This window comes from Rhizobacter fulvus (assembly GCF_964020785.1).
The window spans coordinates 5,417,944-5,433,623 of the sequence record NZ_OZ224516.1 but is presented as its reverse complement, the minus strand read 5'-3'; the positions used below and the strand labels follow the sequence as shown (position 1 = coordinate 5,433,623).

Genomic DNA, 15,680 nt, shown 5'->3' with positions numbered 1-15,680 from the left:
CGCTCGGCGCGCTGAACCAAGGCATCAAATCATGTGCGGCATCGTCGGCGTCATCTCCAAGGGCGCGGTCAATCAACTCATCTACGACTCGCTGCTGCTGCTGCAGCACCGCGGGCAGGATGCGGCCGGCATCGTCACGATGCAGGGCACCAAGTGCTTCATGCACAAGGCGCGCGGCATGGTCCGCGACGTGTTCCGCACGCGCAACATGCGCGGGCTGCCGGGCACCGTCGGCCTGGGGCAGGTGCGCTATCCGACCGCCGGCAACGCGTACAGCGAAGAGGAGGCGCAGCCCTTCTACGTCAACGCGCCGTTCGGCATCGTGCTCGTGCACAACGGCAACCTGACCAACGCGCTCGCGCTGAAGCAGGAACTGGTCGACATCGACCGCCGCCACATCAACACCACCAGCGACACCGAGGTGTTGATCAACGTCGTGGCGCATGAGCTCGCGCTCGCGACGCGTGACCGGCCGCTGACGCCGGACCTCGTGTTCGACGCGGTGCGCGCGGTGCACAAGCGCATCAAGGGGTCGTATGCGGTGGTCGCGCTGATCGCCGGCCACGGGCTGCTCGCGTTCCGCGATCCGTTCGGCATCCGGCCGCTGTGCGTCGGCGAGGGCGTCGGGCCCGAGGGCCGCGAGGTGATGGTCGCGAGCGAGTCGGTCGCGATCGAGGGCACCGGCCACCAGGTGCTGCGCGACGTGGCGCCCGGCGAGGCGCTGTTCATCGATCTCGAAGGCACCGTGCATGCGCGCCAGTGCGCCGAGAACCCGAGCCTGAACCCGTGCATGTTCGAGTACGTGTATCTCGCGCGTCCCGATTCGATCATGGACGGCATCTCGGTCTACCAGGCGCGCCTGAACATGGGCGAGACGCTCGCGCAGCGGCTGATCTCGACGATCCCCCCGAACGAGATCGACGTGGTGATCCCGATCCCCGAATCGAGCCGGCCGTCGGCGATGCAGCTGGCGCAGCGCATCGGCAAGCCGTACCGCGAGGGCTTCGTCAAGAACCGCTACGTCGGCCGCACCTTCATCATGCCGGGGCAGGGCGCGCGCAAGAAGTCGGTGCGCCAGAAGCTGAATGCGATCGGCGTGGAGTTCAAGGGCCGCAACGTGCTGCTCGTCGACGACTCGATCGTGCGCGGCAACACCAGCAAGGAGATCGTGCAGATGGCGCGTGATGCCGGGGCGCGCAAGGTCTACATGGCCTCGGCCGCGCCGCCGGTGCGCTTCCCGAACGTCTACGGCATCGACATGCCGACCAGCGAGGAGCTGATCGCCCACGGCCGCACGATCGAGGAGATCCGCCAGTTCATCGGCGCCGACGCGCTGATCTACCAGGACGTCGACGCGATGAAGCGCGTGGTCGGCGCGTTGAACCCCAAGCTGCGCAGCTTCGAGGCCTCGTGCTTCGACGGCCACTACATCACCGGCGACGTGAGCGCCGCCGATTTCACCGCGATGGCCGAGCAGCGCAAGGCGCAGGTCGATGAGGAAGAGAGCGACGACCGGACCCGGCTCGCACTGCAGAACGGCGAACCCGCATGACGACACGCGACGATGAAAGCCGCCGAATCGCGCGCGCGGTCCTGCCCGAGGGCCTGCGCCGCGAGACGCTCGCGGTGCGCACCGCGCTCGCACCGAGCCAGCACGGCGAGAACTCCGAAGCGCTGTTCCTGAGCAGCGCCTTCGTGCAGCCGGATGCCGCGACGATGGCGCGGCGCTTCGCCGAATCCGAGGACTTCACCTACGCGCGCACCAGCAACCCGACGGTACGCAGCTTCGAGGCCCGCCTCGCGGCGATGGAGGGCGCCGAAGCGGCGATCGCGACCAGCACCGGGATGAGCGCGATCCTGCTGCTCGGCATGGGTCTGCTGAAGGCCGGCGACCACGTGATCTGCTCGCGCTCGGTGTTCGGCTCGACGATCAACCTGTTCGCGAAGGAGTTCGCGAAGTTCGGCGTGCGCACCACCTTCGTCTCCCAGACCGACCTGGGCGCGTGGCGCGCTGCGCTCGACCCGGCCACGCGGCTGCTGTTCGCCGAGACGCCGACCAACCCGCTGACCGAGGTGTGCGACATCCGTGCACTCGCCGAGATCGCGCACGACGCCGGCGCGATGCTCGTCGTCGACAACACCTTCTGCTCGCCGGCGCTGCAGCGTCCGATTGTGCACGGTGCCGACATCGTGATGCACGCCGCGACCAAGTACCTCGATGGCCAGGGTCGTGTGATGGGCGGGGCGCTGGCGGGCCCGGCCAAGGTGATCAAGGACGTGATGGGCCCGGTGATGCGCACCGCCGGCATGGTGCTCGCCCCGTTCAACGCCTGGGTGCTGCTCAAGGGCATGGAGACGCTCGACATCCGCATGCGCGCGCAGAGCGCCAACACGATGCAGGTTGCGCAGTGGCTCGAGCAGCAGGCCGATGTGGAACGCGTGTACTACCCCGGCCTTGCGTCGCACCCTCAGCACGCGCTCGCGATGCGCCAGCAATCCGAACTGGGCGGGGCGCTGTTGTCGTTCGACGTGCGCGGCGCCTCGCCCGAGGCCGCGCGCGCGAATGCGTTCCATGTGCTCGACAGCACGCGTGTGCTGTCGGTCGCGACCAACCTGGGCGACACCAAGTCCATCATCACGCACCCGGCGACGACCTCGCACGGGCGCCTCACCGAAGACCAGCGCCGCGCTTCCGGCATCGGCCAGGGTCTGGTCCGTCTGGCGGTCGGCCTCGAGCACCCGCTGGACGTCATCGACGACCTGCAGCGCGGCCTCTCCACCTTGACCTCCTGATGAGTTCCATCGTCCGCACCCGCATCGCCCCGTCGCCTACGGGCTTCCTGCACCTCGGCACGGCCCGCACCGCGCTCTATTCGTGGGCCTACGCGCGGCATTTCGGCGGCCAGTTCGTGCTGCGCATCGAGGACACCGACGTCGCCCGCTCCACGCAGGATTCGGTCGACCAGATCCTCGCATCCATGCAGTGGCTCGGCCTCGACTACGACGAGGGCCCGATCTATCAGATGCAGCGCCTCGAGCGCTACCAGGCGGTCGTGCAGCAGATGCTCGTGGCCGGCACCGCCTACCGCTGCTACTGCACGCCCGAGGAACTCGAGGCGATGAAGGCCGCGCAGGAAGCGCGTGGCGAAAAGCGTCGCTACGACGGCACGTGGCGCCCCCAGCCCGGCAAGGTGCTGCCGCCGGTGCCGGCCGGCGTCGATCCGGTCGTGCGCTTCTGCAACCCGCCGGACGGCGACGTGAGCTGGGAAGACCTGGTGAAGGGCCGCATCACGATCTCCAACCGCGAGATCGACGACCTGATCATCATGCGTCCGGCCGCCGGCTCCGGGCCCGATGCGCTCGGCGTGCCGACCTACAACTTCGCCGTCGTCGTCGACGACTGGGACATGGCGATCACGCACGTCTTCCGCGGCGACGAGCACGTCAACAACACGCCCTGGCAGATCAACATCTTCAACGCGCTCGGCGCGCCGCTGCCTCTGTTCGGCCACCTGCCCGTCATCCTCGGCGACGACGGACAGAAGCTGTCGAAGCGGCGCGGCGCGGTGAGCGTCACGGCGTACGAGGAGAACGGCTACCTGCCCGAGGCGATGGTGAACTACCTGGCGCGTTTGGGCTGGAGCCATGGCGACGAGGAACTGTTCAGCCGCGAACAGATGGTGCAGTGGTTCGACGGCGAGCATCTGTCGAAGAGCCCGGCCCAGTGGGATGCGGCCAAGCTGGCGTGGGTCAACGCGCACTACCTGAAACACACCGACGACGCGACGCTCGCCCCGCTCGTCGCCGCGCAGTTCGCGCGTCGCGGCATCGCGGCGGCAATCGACGATGTGCTGGCGCGTCGCTGCGGTCTGTTCAAGGACCGCTGCGCGACCACGGTCGAACTCGCCGATTGGCTGACGATGTATTTCGCCGCGGTGACGCCCTCGACCGACGACCTCGCTGCACACGTCACCGACGCCGTGAAGCCCGCCGTGCAGACGCTGCGCGGCAAGCTCGAAGCGGCCGAGTGGACCAAGCCCGCGATTGCCGCGGCCATCAAGGAAACGCTGACCGCCCATGGCCTGAAGATGCCGCAACTTGCGCACGCCGTGCGGGTCCTGGTGTGCGGTCGCGCGCAAACGCCGTCGCTCGATGCGGTGCTCGAACTGTTCTCACGACAGCAAGTGTTGGAGCGTTTGCAGAGCCGCTAAAAAGCTGGCTATAATCGCAGTCTCGCTTGAAATTGCGACGGCTGAACCGGAAGTTTGGAGCAGCGTGTGAAACGTCGATACGACGTGTTCATGCGATGCAAAAGATCAGGGGGTATAGCTCAGCTGGGAGAGCGCTTGCATGGCATGCAAGAGGTCAGCGGTTCGATCCCGCTTACCTCCACCAACAGGCCAAGGTAAGCCGCCGCAGATCAAGTCGCGATGAAGGTTCAAGTCCCCTTCGTCTAGAGGCCTAGGACACCACCCTTTCACGGTGATTACAGGGGTTCGAATCCCCTAGGGGACGCCACGTTGCACAGCGCGCTGCCGATTTCTCACGAGATCCCAGCCCTGTGAGGCGAGGTCAAGAGTTGAATGCAAACGGCGCCTCGTGCGCCGTTTCGCTTTTCCGGGCGCCGCAGGTCGAGGCCTCGGATGCTGCGCAATAATCGCACGTCGTGCGCTCCTTCCGTCTCATCATCCTCGTGCTGCTGTGCGTGCTGCTCCCGGTGCGGGGCGCCATGGCCGCGACCTTGCTCTGCCCGGGCGGGGCGGGGGCGCCGATCGCCGCCACCAGTGCCGCACACGCACACCACGCCATGCATGACCATCACGCCGAAGGCACGATGGCAGCCGATCACGCGGCGCATCACCTCCACGCCAGTCCTGAGGTGCCGACCACGGACGGCGCATCCGGCGAACACCCGACCACCTGCCACTTCTGCGCGAGCGGGTGCTGCATGGCGTCCCTGCTCGGTACCGTGCCAACACTCGGCGAGCCGGTCGTCACGGCGCGTGCCATCTTCCCCACGCTGACGGCGCTCGTCGCGGCCTTCCAGTCGGACGGCCAGGAACGCCCCCCACGAACCAGCTGACCCCTCCAGGCCTCTGCTGAGAGGCCGAATCGGGCTCGCGCGTCCAGCGCGCGAGGATGCGCCGTATTCCGATGCGGCGGCGAATCAGATGGAAGTGAAACGATGAAGCACATTCGATCAGCCTGGGCGCTCGCCCAGGCGGCCTGCGTGCCCGCTGCCGCTCCGGCGCAGCCGGGCCACACCGATGGAGGGCGGCCGCCACGGTCACCATCTTGTCGGAGACAAGACATGCTGCGCCTGACCGCCACGGCCCTGGCTGCGCTCGTGCTCGGCGGCTGCGCGTCGTTCTCGCCGGACGGGGGCTTCGACCAGGTCGCGCAACTCACCCGCGAGCGCATCGGACAGGCGCCTGTCTATCAGCGCACCGGCGAGCCTGCCGAAACGACGCGGGCGCGCATCGCCGCGTTGCTCGCACAACCGCTCGATGCCGACAGCGCGGTGGAACTCGCGCTGCTGAACAACCGCGCCCTGCAGGCGAGCTACGCCGAACTCGGGATCGCCGAAGCCGAGTTCGTGCGCGCGGGTCGCCTGGCGAACCCGCGGTTCAGCTTCGGGCGACTCAGCGGCGGCGGTGCCGCCGAGATCGACCGCGCGGTGATGTTCGACGTGCTGAGCCTGTTCGTGATGCCGTGGGCGCGCCAGGTCGAGCAACGGCGCTTCGAGCAGACGCAGTACCAGGCCGCATACGACACCGTCGGCGTCGCCGGCCAGGCGCGCCAGGCCTTCTTCGAAGCTGCTTGCGCGCAGCAGCTGGTCGCCTATTTCGGACAGGTCAAGGACGCGGCTGATGCGTCCAACGAACTGGCCAGGCGCATGGTCGTCGCCGGCAACTTCAGCGCGCTCGCACAGATGCGCGAGCAGTCGTTCCACGCCGACGCGACCGCCCGGCTTGCGCGTGCCCGGCACCAGGCCGTGGTGGCGCGCGAGCGGCTGAGTCGTGTCCTGGCGCTGTCCGGCGACCAGCTCGCCTTCCGGTTGCCCGAACGCCTGCCCGATCTACCGGCCGCGCCCGCCGACCTGCGGGATGCCGAACAGGTCGCAATGGACAAGCGTCTGGACGTGCTGATGGCCCGGCGCGCCACCGAAGCCACCGCCAGATCGCTCGATCTCTCGCGGGCGACGCGCTTCGTCAACGTGCTCGACGTGGGCTACCAGAACCAGAGCCAGACCGGCGAGCCGCGCAGGAACGGCTACGAGATCGAACTCGAGCTGCCCTTGTTCGACTTCGGCACCACGCGCGTGGCCAGGGCCGAGTCCACCTACCTGCAGTCCCTGCACCGGACCGCGCAGATCGCGCTCAACGCCCGCTCCGAGGTGCGCGAGTCCTACTCGGCCTACCGCACTGCCTACGACCTCGCGAAGCACTATCGCGACGAGGTCGTGCCGCTGCGCCAACGCATCTCGGACGAGAACCTGCTTCGCTACAACGGCATGCTGCTCAGCGTGTTCGACCTGCTCGCGGACGCGCGCGACCAGGTCGCGAGCGTGACCGGCGCCGTCGAAGCGCTGCGCGACTACTGGATCGCCGAGACGCAGTTGCAGGCCGCACTGACGGGCCGCTCGCCCGTTTCGGCGCCGACCAACCGTGGCGCAGGCGCGGACATGCCCTCGGCGCGTCCGGCCGCCCATTGAAGGACATGACCATGACCCATCGCAGGACATTCTTCAGGGCCGCCGGCGCCACCATGCTGGGTGCCGCCGCGGTCAGCCGTGCCGGCGCGGCGCTGCTGCCGGAGGCGGCGTCGCAGCCGTCGGCGGCCATGCAGCTCCCGCCATTGCCGCCCAACGGGCGCCCGTACCAACCCATCGTGACGCTGAACGGCTGGTCGTTGCCGTGGCGCATGAAGGACAACGTCAAGGAGTTCCATCTCGTCGCCGAGCCCGTGGTGCGCGAGATCGCGCCGGGCATGAAGGCCAACCTCTGGGGCTACAACGGTCAGAGCCCGGGGCCGACGATCGAGGCGGTGGAAGGCGATCGCATCCGCATCTTCGTCACCAACAAGCTGCCCGAAGTCACCAGCGTGCATTGGCACGGTGTGCTCGTGCCGTCCGGCATGGATGGCGTCAGCGGCCTCACGCAGCCGCCGATCGGCGTCGGCAAGACGTTCCTCTACGAATTCGTGCTGCAGCGCTCCGGGACCTTCATGTACCACCCGCACGCCGACGAGATGACGCAGATGGCGATGGGCATGATGGGCCTGTTCATCGTGCACCCCAGGGACGCGCGGCAGTTCAAGGTCGACCGCGACTTCGGCTTCATCTTGAACGCCTACGACATCGATCCGGGCAGTGCGACGCCCAAGGTCAACACGATGCTCGACTTTAACCTCTGGACATGGAACAGCCGCGCCTTCCCGGGCATCGATCCGCTGGTGGCGCGCACCGGGGAGCGGGTCCGGATCCGCGTCGGCAACCTGACGATGACCAACCACCCGATTCACATGCACGGGCCTCATTTCGAGGTGACCGGCACCGACGGCGGTTGGGTGCCGAAAAGCGCGCGCTGGCCGGAGGTGACGACCGACATCGGCGTCGGCCAGATGCGTGCGTTCGAGTTCGACGCGCTCGCCGGCGACTGGGCCCTGCATTGCCATAAGTCGCACCACACGATGAACGCGATGGGCCACGCCGTGCCGACGATGATCGGCGTCGACCAGCGTGAAGTGGCGAAGCGGATCTCGAAGCTGGTGCCCGACTACATGGTCATGGGCGACAAGGGCATGCACGACATGGCCGCCATGGCGATGCCGATCCCCGAGAACACCTTGCCGATGATGACCGGCACCGGTCCGTTCGGGCCGGTGGGGATGGGCGGCATGTTCAGCGTCGTGAAGGTGCGCGACGACGTCGCGCGCGGCGACTTCAGGGATCCCGGGCCCTACCAGCATCCCGCGGGCACGCTGGCCTCCGAATACGTGGCCACCGGCATGCCCGCGACAGTCCGCGCGCCCGCCCCGAAGGCCGACGCCGAGACCTTGCGCGTTCGCAAGCCGTCCGGGCATCACGAGCACTGAGGCCGCAGCAGTAGGCAAGAGACGCCGAAAGCTGTGCTAAAGTAGAGGGCTCGGGTCAAGACCGCCCGAGACGGTCTTGCAGACCATGGAGTGGTAGTTCAGTTGGTTAGAATACCGGCCTGTCACGCCGGGGGTCGCGGGTTCGAGCCCCGTCCACTCCGCCAAATACTCGAATGAAAACAGGCACTTAGCAGTGCCTGTTTTTCTTTGGTCTCGCGCCGAGCCGCTGGCTCAGATCGAGCGTTGGTTCACCCGCCTCGACAATTCGTCCGCCGTTTCCCTGCGTTCGCTGTAGCGGTCGACCAGGTAATCCGCGACGTCACGCGTCAGCAGCGTGAACTTCATCAGCTCCTCCATCACGTCGACGACGCGTTCGTAGTAGGCGGAAGGTTTCATGCGCCCGGCCTCGTCGAACTCGAGGTACGCCTTCGCGACCGACGACTGGTTCGGGATCGTGATCATGCGCATCCAGCGCCCGAGCACACGCAACTGATTCACCGCGTTGAACGACTGCGAGCCACCCGACACTTCCATCACCGCCAGCGTCTTGCCCTGCGTCGGGCGGACGGCGCCGACGCTCAGCGGAATCCAGTCGATCTGCGCCTTCATGATGCCGGTCATCGCGCCATGGCGTTCGGGTGAGGTCCAGACCATGCCCTCGGCCCAGGCCGCGGCTGCGCGCAGCTCCTGCACCTTCGGGTGCGTATCGGGTCCGGCGTCGGGCCATGGCAGTCCGGCGGGGTCGAAGATGCGCACCTCGCCGCCCAGGGCGACGAGCAGACGCGCTGCTTCGAGCGTCAGCAGTTTGCTGTACGAGCGTTCCCGCAGGGAACCGTAGAGCAGCAGGAAGCGCGGCGCATGGGTCGAGGCGCCGGCGCCGCGCAGCCGGGTGGCCGTCGGCGTGTCGAACAGCGCCATGTCGACATGGGGCAGGTCCGGATCAGGAGGCGACACGGCGGCCTTTCGCATCGTTGGTGGGCTGTCCGGCTTCATACCAGGACTTGCTGTCGTTCACGACCTTCACGACCAGGAGCATGACCGGCACCTCGATCAGCACGCCGACCACCGTGGCGAGCGCAGCGCCGGACTCGAAGCCGAACAGGCTGATCGCCGCGGCGACCGCCAGCTCGAAGAAGTTGCTCGCCCCGATCAGCGCCGAGGGGCAGGCGACCGCATGCGATTCGCCCAGGCGCCGGTTCAGCCAGTACGCGAGACCGGAATTGAAGAAGACCTGGATCAGGATCGGAACGGCCAGCATCGCGATGACGAGCGGCTGGTCCAGGATGGCCTGGCCCTGGAATGCGAAGAGCAGCACCAGCGTCGCGAGCAACGCGGTCATCGACCACGGGCCGATCCTGGCGAGTGCGGCGTCGAATCCCGCCTGGCCGCGCCCGAGCAGCGCCTTGCGACAAAGTTGCGCGATCCCCACCGGGATCACGATGTACAGGACGACCGACGTGATCAGCGTGGCCCACGGCACCACGATGGCCGACATGCCGAGCAGCAAGGCGACGATGGGCGCGAACGCGAACACCATGATCGCGTCGTTGAGCGCCACCTGCGACAGCGTGAACAGCGCATGCCCGCCGGTCAACCGGCTCCACACGAACACCATCGCCGTGCAGGGCGCGGCAGCGAGCAGGATCAAGCCGGCGATGTAGCTGTCGGCCTGGCCGGCGGGCAGGTAGGGCGCGAACACATGGCGGATGAAGATCCACCCCAGCAGGGCCATCGAGAAAGGCTTCACCGCCCAGTTCACGAACAGCGTGACGCCGATTCCGCGCCAATGCTGCTTGACCTGCGACAGCGCCGCGAAGTCGACCTTCAGCAGCATCGGGATGACCATGACCCAGATCAGCAGGCCCACGGGGACGTTCACGCGGGCGATCTCCATGCGGCCGATGGCCTGGAACGGCCCCGGCAGCACCTGCCCGAGGGCGATGCCGACGACGATGCAGAGCAGCACCCACACGGTCAGGTAGCGCTCGAAAACGCTCATGGGAGCCGGCGAGGCGCTGGGTGCGGGCAGGGCGGTGGGCGTCATCATCAGCTGCGACCGATGTCCACCAACGCGGCTTGCAGTGCAGCACGGTCCATGGTGTCCAGGGGCAGTGCGAGCAGCTGCAGCATGCGGTATCCGAGGGCCTGGCGCGTCGATTCGAAAGCCCGGCGCTGGCCGTTCTCGCCGCCTGCCGCGTTCGACGGATCCGGGTAGCCCCAGTGCACCTTGACCGGCTGACCCCCGGTGCCGCCGAAGAAGACCGGGCAGGTCTCCGAGGCAGCGCTGTCACACACCGTGATCACGATCGACAGGGGCGGCGCGCCATCTCGGCTGAATTCGTCCTAGCTCTTGCTGCGGCAGGCGCCGGTGTCGATGCCGGCGTTGTTCAGCGCTTCGATGGCGAGCGGGTTGATGCGACCGCTGGGTGCGCTGCCGGCACTGAAGGCGCGCACGTCGCGGCCGAGCCGGCAGGCCCACGCATTCAACATGCCCTCGGCGAGCACGCTGCGCGCGGAGTTGTGGGTGCACAGGATGAGGACGTTGGTGGTCATGGGGTCGTGGGGGTGGGACTCAGCGGTCGGCACAGTGCGCTGCCGGCGTTGCCGCGCACGCTGTCCCTTGGCAGCAATGGGCGGACAGGTAGTCCATCAGATCGTTCATCTGCGTGATCGACGGCCGGTAGATCAGGTGGCGGCTTTCGCGCTCCTGCGTCACCAGGCCGGAGTGGGTCAATTCCTTCAGGTGGAACGACAGGGTCGAGGCCGGAACGTCCAGCAGGGCGGCCAACGCACCTGGCGTCATTCCGCCCGGCCCCGCGCCGATGAGCGCGCGAAATATGCGCAGGCGAACGGTTTGTGCGAGCGCGGCGAGCGACGCAATGGCTGTCTGTTCTTCCATATTTCAATTTTCATGGAAATATGTGTGGTGGTCAACCTGGACTGGTTTGTGAAGACTGCGGTCTGGGCTTGATCGTCAGGGCGCATCAGACATCGTTGCGATCGCCGCAACCCGCCCCGGTCCTACAGGCCGACAAAGGTCTGACCGACACGAAACCGCTGGCCGACTCCTAAAGTGGGCTCATCACTTCCCGGAGTTCGCTGTGAAAACCTTGACCACCATCGCTCTCGCCGCCGCCATCGCGGCGCTGTCCGGTTGCGTCGCTGCCCCGGCGCGCGGCTACTACCAGAACCGGGACCCTTCGTACGACCGCGGCTATCAAAGCCGCGACGGCCACTACTACCGCCATGAGCGCGATCGCCGCTGGCGCGACGGCGACCATGCCGGCGGGACCGACGCGCGGGACTGAGTCCGACGCGCCGCGCGCCGCTTACGCCGCGTCGAGATCGTCGAAGCCGAGCGTCGAGGCGTTCGAGGCGGTCTCGTCGAACGAGCCGTGCGCGGCTGCCATCATCGCGCTGTCGAGCGACATCTCCATGTAGCGGTAGCTCGCCCGGATTGCGCGGCGCACCGACGCGATCTCGGCCGGGTGCGGCGCGTGCCCGAGCAGCGTCGCGACGATGTCGAGCGCCTCCCAGGGGTGGGTGTCGTCGTACTCGGCGTGCACCTTGAGCCAGCGCATCGCGGGCGCACGGATCTCGTCAGGCAACGATCGGGCGTAGGTGTCGCGCGAGCAGACCACGCACGACCATTCGCCGGTCGCACCTTCGACCGCATAGTTGGTGGCGGCCATCGCCACCGCGAGACTTTCGGCGTCGCAGACGTACCAGCACCAGTGCGCCAGGGCCTGGAGCTCCTCGGTGTCGCCGCCAGCGCGCAGGTCGGCCAGGCCGAGCCCGACGGAGCCGGCCCAGGCCGCCCAGTGCTCGGCGTGTTTCTGTTCGACCCGGATGTTCTGGATCAGGTAGCGGCGCGCCATGTCCTCGCCCACACTGTCGCCGTACCCCATCTTCTTGAGGTTCATCGCCATGAACCGCGGGAACTGCTCGATGGTCGGCCACACGCCGATCATGAAGCGCTTCATCGCGGCGGTCGGGAGCTTGGCGTCGCGCATCAGCGAAAACAGTTCGTGCTCGACGACGCGCCGCTTGTGCACCGTGGTCTCGTGCACGACGCGCTGCAGCCAGACCGGGTAGCTCCCGATGCTCTTCAAGTCGCCGGAGCGACGAAATTCGTTCGACATGCAACCCCCAACGTTGTTGATTCTGTGAAAGCCGTCGCAAAAATCGTACCGGCCGGGTCGCGAACGGGCAATCGGCGCAGGCACCGTGTGGTCGTGCTGCCACGAACTATGCGATCACACGTTGCGCGTAGCTGTCGAGTGTGGCCAGCAACTGCTGGAAGTCGATCGGTTTGGTGAGGTAGGCCTCGAACCCGGACTCCATCGCGGCACGGATCTGTTCGGGCAGCGCGTCGGCGGAGAGGGCGACGAGCGGCACCTCGCGCGTTGCGCGGTCGGCCCGCAGGGCGCGCGCGAGTTCGATGCCGGTCATGTCGCCGAGGTTCATGTCGACGAGCATCAGATCGGGCGGATCGAGCAGGGCCATCTCGATCGCCTGTGCGCCGTTGGTGGCCACCCGCAGTGTCACCGAACTGCGCAGCCGCACCAGTTGCCGCACCAGCTCGGCGTTGACTTCGTTGTCCTCGGCGTAAAGAACGCACAGGTGGCCGCCGCCGCGGGCCGCGGGCGCATCCGCCAGTTCCATGCGAGAGCCCGATGCGGGCGGTTCCGTGAGTGGAAGCGCCAAGCTGGCGACGGTACCTTCGTTCACGCGGCTCGATAGATTGAGCTCGGCCCCCATCATGTGCGCGAGCTGGCGCGACAGCACCAGACCGATGCCCGTGCCCTCGACGGTCGACGCCTCGGCGCCGAGGCGGTTGAACGGCTGGAACAGCTTGTCGAACTGCTCTGCGGAAATCCCGCGCCCGGTGTCGATGACCCGCACGATGCAACTCTGCGCGGAAATCTGCCAGGTCAGGCGGACGTTGCCCCCGGGCCGGTTGTACTTGACCGCATTGCTCAGCAGGTTCACGAGGATCTGCCGCAGACGCACCGCGTCCGCCCGGACCCAGATCTCGGGCAGCGGGCCGGCGGGGCGCGCCGCGGGCCCGGCGCCGTCCTCTTCGGGCACGACGAAGACCTCGATGCCGGCTTCGGTGACCAGCGGCGAGATTATCGTCGCGGCCTCCTCGATCACCTTCAGCAGCGACACCGCCTCGGTCGCGACGGCCATCTCGCCGGATTCGATTCGCGACAGGTCGAGCACGTCGTTCACCAGCGCCAGCAGGTGCGCGCCGGCGCTCTCCACGTGCTGTGCGCGCTCGAGCTGCTCCTTCGACAGCGGGCGCACCTGGTCGGTTCGCATCAGCTGCGCGAAACCGATCACCGCGTTCAGCGGCGTGCGCAGCTCATGGCTCATGCGCGAGAGGAACTCGGACTTGGCCCGGTTCGATGCTTCGAGCGCCTCGTGCGCGCGGCGCTCGGCGTCCGCGGTGTAGCGCGCCGTCACGTCGCGCAGCACCACGGTCGTCAGCGTGCCGCGCTGAACCCGCAGGCGCGACAGCGAGGCCTCGACCGGAAAGCGCGTGCCGTCGCGGCGCCGGCCCCTCATCTCGCGCAGGGCGCCCGGCGCCAGCGCGAGCGGTTCGGCCGCCGCGGCAGCCATGGTCGCGCCGGTGTCGACGAACTGGTCGATCGGCTTGCCGAGCGCCGAGGTCGCGTCGGTGCCGAACATGGTCTCGGCGGCGCGGTTGAACAGCACGATGCGGCGGTCCTCGTCCACGGTCACGACGCCATCGGTCACCGCATGGATCAGCCGCTCCATGCGCAGCTCGGCGGCGGCCTGCAACCGCGCGCTGCGGCGCACGAAGATCAGCCCCGAGACGGTCAGCAGCGCGGCAATCAGTGCGTTCAGGCCGAGCAGCAGCGTCTGCGTGGTGCGCGAGGCCTCGCCGAGCTGCGCCGAGAACAGGCTCGTGAGCTGGGTCAGCCGGTCGTTCATCAGCGGGGCCTGTCGGCGCATCTCGAGCACCGCCGGCGCCTGCGCATCGCCCGCGAGGATGCGCTCGCGCGCACGCTCGACCATCGTGATGACTTCCTGGATGGTCCGGTCCCCCTCGGTCCAGGTGGCGATCGGCCGCGACATGAAGGGCACGTGCTGGAACAGCCGGAACATGCGGACCAGCCCGTCGATGTCGTCGGGGTGGTTGCCACCTTGCAGGAAGCCGCGCTTGGCGGCCGCGATGTCGGGCTGCGCCCGCTGCAGCGCCTCGCGCGCGGCGCGGTCGCCGAGTGGCATCGACAAGGCGGCGCTGAAGCGCTGGAAGTCCGCCTCCTGCTGGCGCTCGACGTAATCGAGCAGGTAGATCTGGGCGTCCTTCTGACCTTTCGAGTAGAGGCTCTCGCCGGTGACGTAGGCGCGAACGGTGGAGAGCAGCTGGATGCTGACGGCGGCGACCGACGCCTGCAGCAGCGTCATCGCGACGAACACCGCGACGATCGGCCAATAGCGCGGACCGGGTTCAGCGTTCGCGATCACGTGAAGGTCTGGGGAGTCAGGATGTTCATTCGCTCCGAGGGGCTCCGCCGATGGCCGTGGGCGCCGAAGCGTGCATCGGCTGGCCAACGGGCGGGACGATAGCATCCCCGTGCTCCAGTTCCATCCCCAACCACGAGGGCGCGCGTGAATGAATGCCCGACCATCCCATGCCCCCGGCGGGTCGCACACCGGCGCACGCGTGGTCGCGCTGACCGCGATGGCCATGGTCGCCTTCGCCGCCAACTCGCTGCTTTGCCGCCTGGCCTTGAGCCGGACGGCGATCGACGCTGCAAGCTTCACCGCGATCCGACTGGTTGCCGGCGCCGCCGTGCTGCTGCTGCTGAGCTGGCGTTCAAGCGCAGCGGACACAGGCCGCGGCGACTGGACCTCGGCGCTTGCGCTCGCGGTCTACGCGGTGTGCTTTTCGTGGGCCTATGTCGGTTTGCCGGCGGCGACCGGCGCGCTGCTGCTGTTCGGCGCGGTGCAGCTGACCATGATCGGCTGGGGATTCGCACGCGGCGAGCGGCTGGCGGCGCGGCAGGCGGTCGGCCTGCTCGCGGCGGTCGGCGGGCTGCTCGCGCTGCTGCTGCCCGGCGCGCAGGCGCCGGCCTGGGACCGGGCGGCGCTGATGCTGGGTTCGGGGGTCGCCTGGGGCATCTACTCGCTGCGCGGGCGCGGCGCCGGTGACCCGCTGGCGGTCAACGCCGGCAACTTCTGGCGCGCGGCGCTCCTGTCGCTGGCGCTCCTGCCGCTGTTCTGGGCGAGCGTCTCGGTCGACACGGCGGGCGGGCTGTATGCCGTCGCGTCCGGCGCGGTCGCTTCGGGCATCGGCTACTCGATCTGGTACGCCGCGGTGCGCGGCCTGAGCGCGACGGGCGCGGCCTCGGTGCAGTTGTCCGTGCCAGCCATCGCGGCGCTCGGCGCGGTCGCGCTGCTGGACGAGCCGCTGACGCCGCGGCTGGTGGTCGCGTCGATCGTGATCCTCGGCGGCATCGCACTCGTCATCCGCGGTCGCCGCAACCGTTGACCTGCATCAACGGTCGGCGCCTCCCGCACCGGCGCCTGAGACCGCGGCGCAACACCTG

General features: G+C 68.2%; 13 protein-coding genes, 3 tRNA genes and 1 pseudogene. 11 read left to right on the top strand and 6 right to left on the bottom strand.

Annotated elements, in window-relative coordinates; all coding sequences use genetic code 11:
* Positions 1-31 precede the first annotated feature (31 nt).
* The 9 genes from purF (at position 32) to ACWH49_RS25670 (ending at position 8,261) form a co-directional block, all read left to right on the top strand.
* Positions 32-1,552: an amidophosphoribosyltransferase gene (gene purF / locus ACWH49_RS25710; protein ID WP_448174018.1), complete on the top strand. Its 1,521-nt coding sequence runs from the start codon at positions 32-34 to the stop codon at positions 1,550-1,552.
* A complete protein-coding gene (locus ACWH49_RS25705) occupies positions 1,549-2,793 on the top strand; it encodes an O-succinylhomoserine sulfhydrylase (RefSeq protein ID WP_448174017.1) in 1,245 nt (414 codons plus the stop codon). The genes purF and ACWH49_RS25705 overlap by 4 nt, the downstream gene beginning before the upstream one ends.
* On the top strand, positions 2,793-4,211 hold the full coding sequence (gene gltX / locus ACWH49_RS25700; RefSeq protein WP_448174016.1) for a glutamate--tRNA ligase: 1,419 nt from the start codon (positions 2,793-2,795) through the stop codon (positions 4,209-4,211). The genes ACWH49_RS25705 and gltX overlap by 1 nt, the downstream gene beginning before the upstream one ends.
* 108 nt (positions 4,212-4,319) lie before the next feature.
* Positions 4,320-4,395 (top strand) — tRNA-Ala (locus ACWH49_RS25695).
* Positions 4,396-4,442: 47 nt separating this feature from the next.
* Positions 4,443-4,518, top strand: a tRNA-Glu gene (locus ACWH49_RS25690).
* Between the two features lie 148 nt (positions 4,519-4,666).
* A complete protein-coding gene (locus tag ACWH49_RS25685) occupies positions 4,667-5,083 on the top strand; it encodes a hypothetical protein (protein WP_448174015.1) in 417 nt (138 codons plus the stop codon).
* Positions 5,084-5,311: 228 nt separating this feature from the next.
* The gene (locus tag ACWH49_RS25680) at positions 5,312-6,715 is read left to right on the top strand and encodes a TolC family protein (RefSeq protein WP_448174014.1); all 1,404 of its coding nucleotides are present in this window, start codon (positions 5,312-5,314) and stop codon (positions 6,713-6,715) included.
* An 11-nt stretch (positions 6,716-6,726) separates the two neighbouring features.
* Positions 6,727-8,097 (top strand): multicopper oxidase family protein, encoded by a 1,371-nt coding sequence (locus ACWH49_RS25675; RefSeq protein ID WP_448174013.1) that lies wholly within the window; start codon positions 6,727-6,729, stop codon positions 8,095-8,097.
* A gap of 87 nt (positions 8,098-8,184) precedes the next feature.
* Positions 8,185-8,261 (top strand) — tRNA-Asp (locus ACWH49_RS25670).
* 67 nt (positions 8,262-8,328) lie between these two features.
* Here ACWH49_RS25670 and arsH read toward each other — a convergent pair.
* From arsH to ACWH49_RS25650, 4 genes and pseudogenes are all read right to left on the bottom strand, one after another.
* Complete coding sequence (gene arsH, locus ACWH49_RS25665) at positions 8,329-9,066, bottom strand: arsenical resistance protein ArsH (protein WP_448174012.1); 738 nt, start codon at positions 9,064-9,066, stop codon at positions 8,329-8,331.
* Positions 9,038-10,141 (bottom strand): ACR3 family arsenite efflux transporter, encoded by a 1,104-nt coding sequence (gene arsB / locus ACWH49_RS25660; RefSeq protein ID WP_448174011.1) that lies wholly within the window; start codon positions 10,139-10,141, stop codon positions 9,038-9,040. The genes arsH and arsB overlap by 29 nt, the downstream gene beginning before the upstream one ends.
* A gap of 2 nt (positions 10,142-10,143) precedes the next feature.
* Positions 10,144-10,650, bottom strand: a pseudogene (locus tag ACWH49_RS25655) (arsenate reductase ArsC).
* Positions 10,651-10,669: 19 nt separating this feature from the next.
* On the bottom strand, positions 10,670-10,996 hold the full coding sequence (locus ACWH49_RS25650; RefSeq protein WP_448174010.1) for an ArsR/SmtB family transcription factor: 327 nt from the start codon (positions 10,994-10,996) through the stop codon (positions 10,670-10,672).
* Between the two features lie 211 nt (positions 10,997-11,207).
* On the opposite strand from ACWH49_RS25650, the gene ACWH49_RS25645 reads away from it, so the two are divergent.
* On the top strand, positions 11,208-11,405 hold the full coding sequence (locus ACWH49_RS25645; protein WP_448174009.1) for a hypothetical protein: 198 nt from the start codon (positions 11,208-11,210) through the stop codon (positions 11,403-11,405).
* 21 nt (positions 11,406-11,426) lie between these two features.
* Here the strand turns inward: ACWH49_RS25645 and ACWH49_RS25640 are convergent, their stop codons facing one another.
* Positions 11,427-12,209 carry a TenA family transcriptional regulator gene (locus tag ACWH49_RS25640; protein ID WP_448174008.1) on the bottom strand — a complete coding sequence of 261 codons (783 nt, stop codon included), beginning with the start codon at positions 12,207-12,209 and terminating at the stop codon, positions 11,427-11,429.
* A 136-nt stretch (positions 12,210-12,345) separates the two neighbouring features.
* A complete protein-coding gene (locus ACWH49_RS25635) occupies positions 12,346-14,595 on the bottom strand; it encodes a PAS domain-containing hybrid sensor histidine kinase/response regulator (RefSeq protein WP_448174007.1) in 2,250 nt (749 codons plus the stop codon).
* Positions 14,596-14,743: 148 nt separating this feature from the next.
* On the opposite strand from ACWH49_RS25635, the gene ACWH49_RS25630 reads away from it, so the two are divergent.
* On the top strand, positions 14,744-15,622 hold the full coding sequence (locus tag ACWH49_RS25630; RefSeq protein WP_448174006.1) for a DMT family transporter: 879 nt from the start codon (positions 14,744-14,746) through the stop codon (positions 15,620-15,622).
* Positions 15,623-15,680 lie beyond the last annotated feature (58 nt).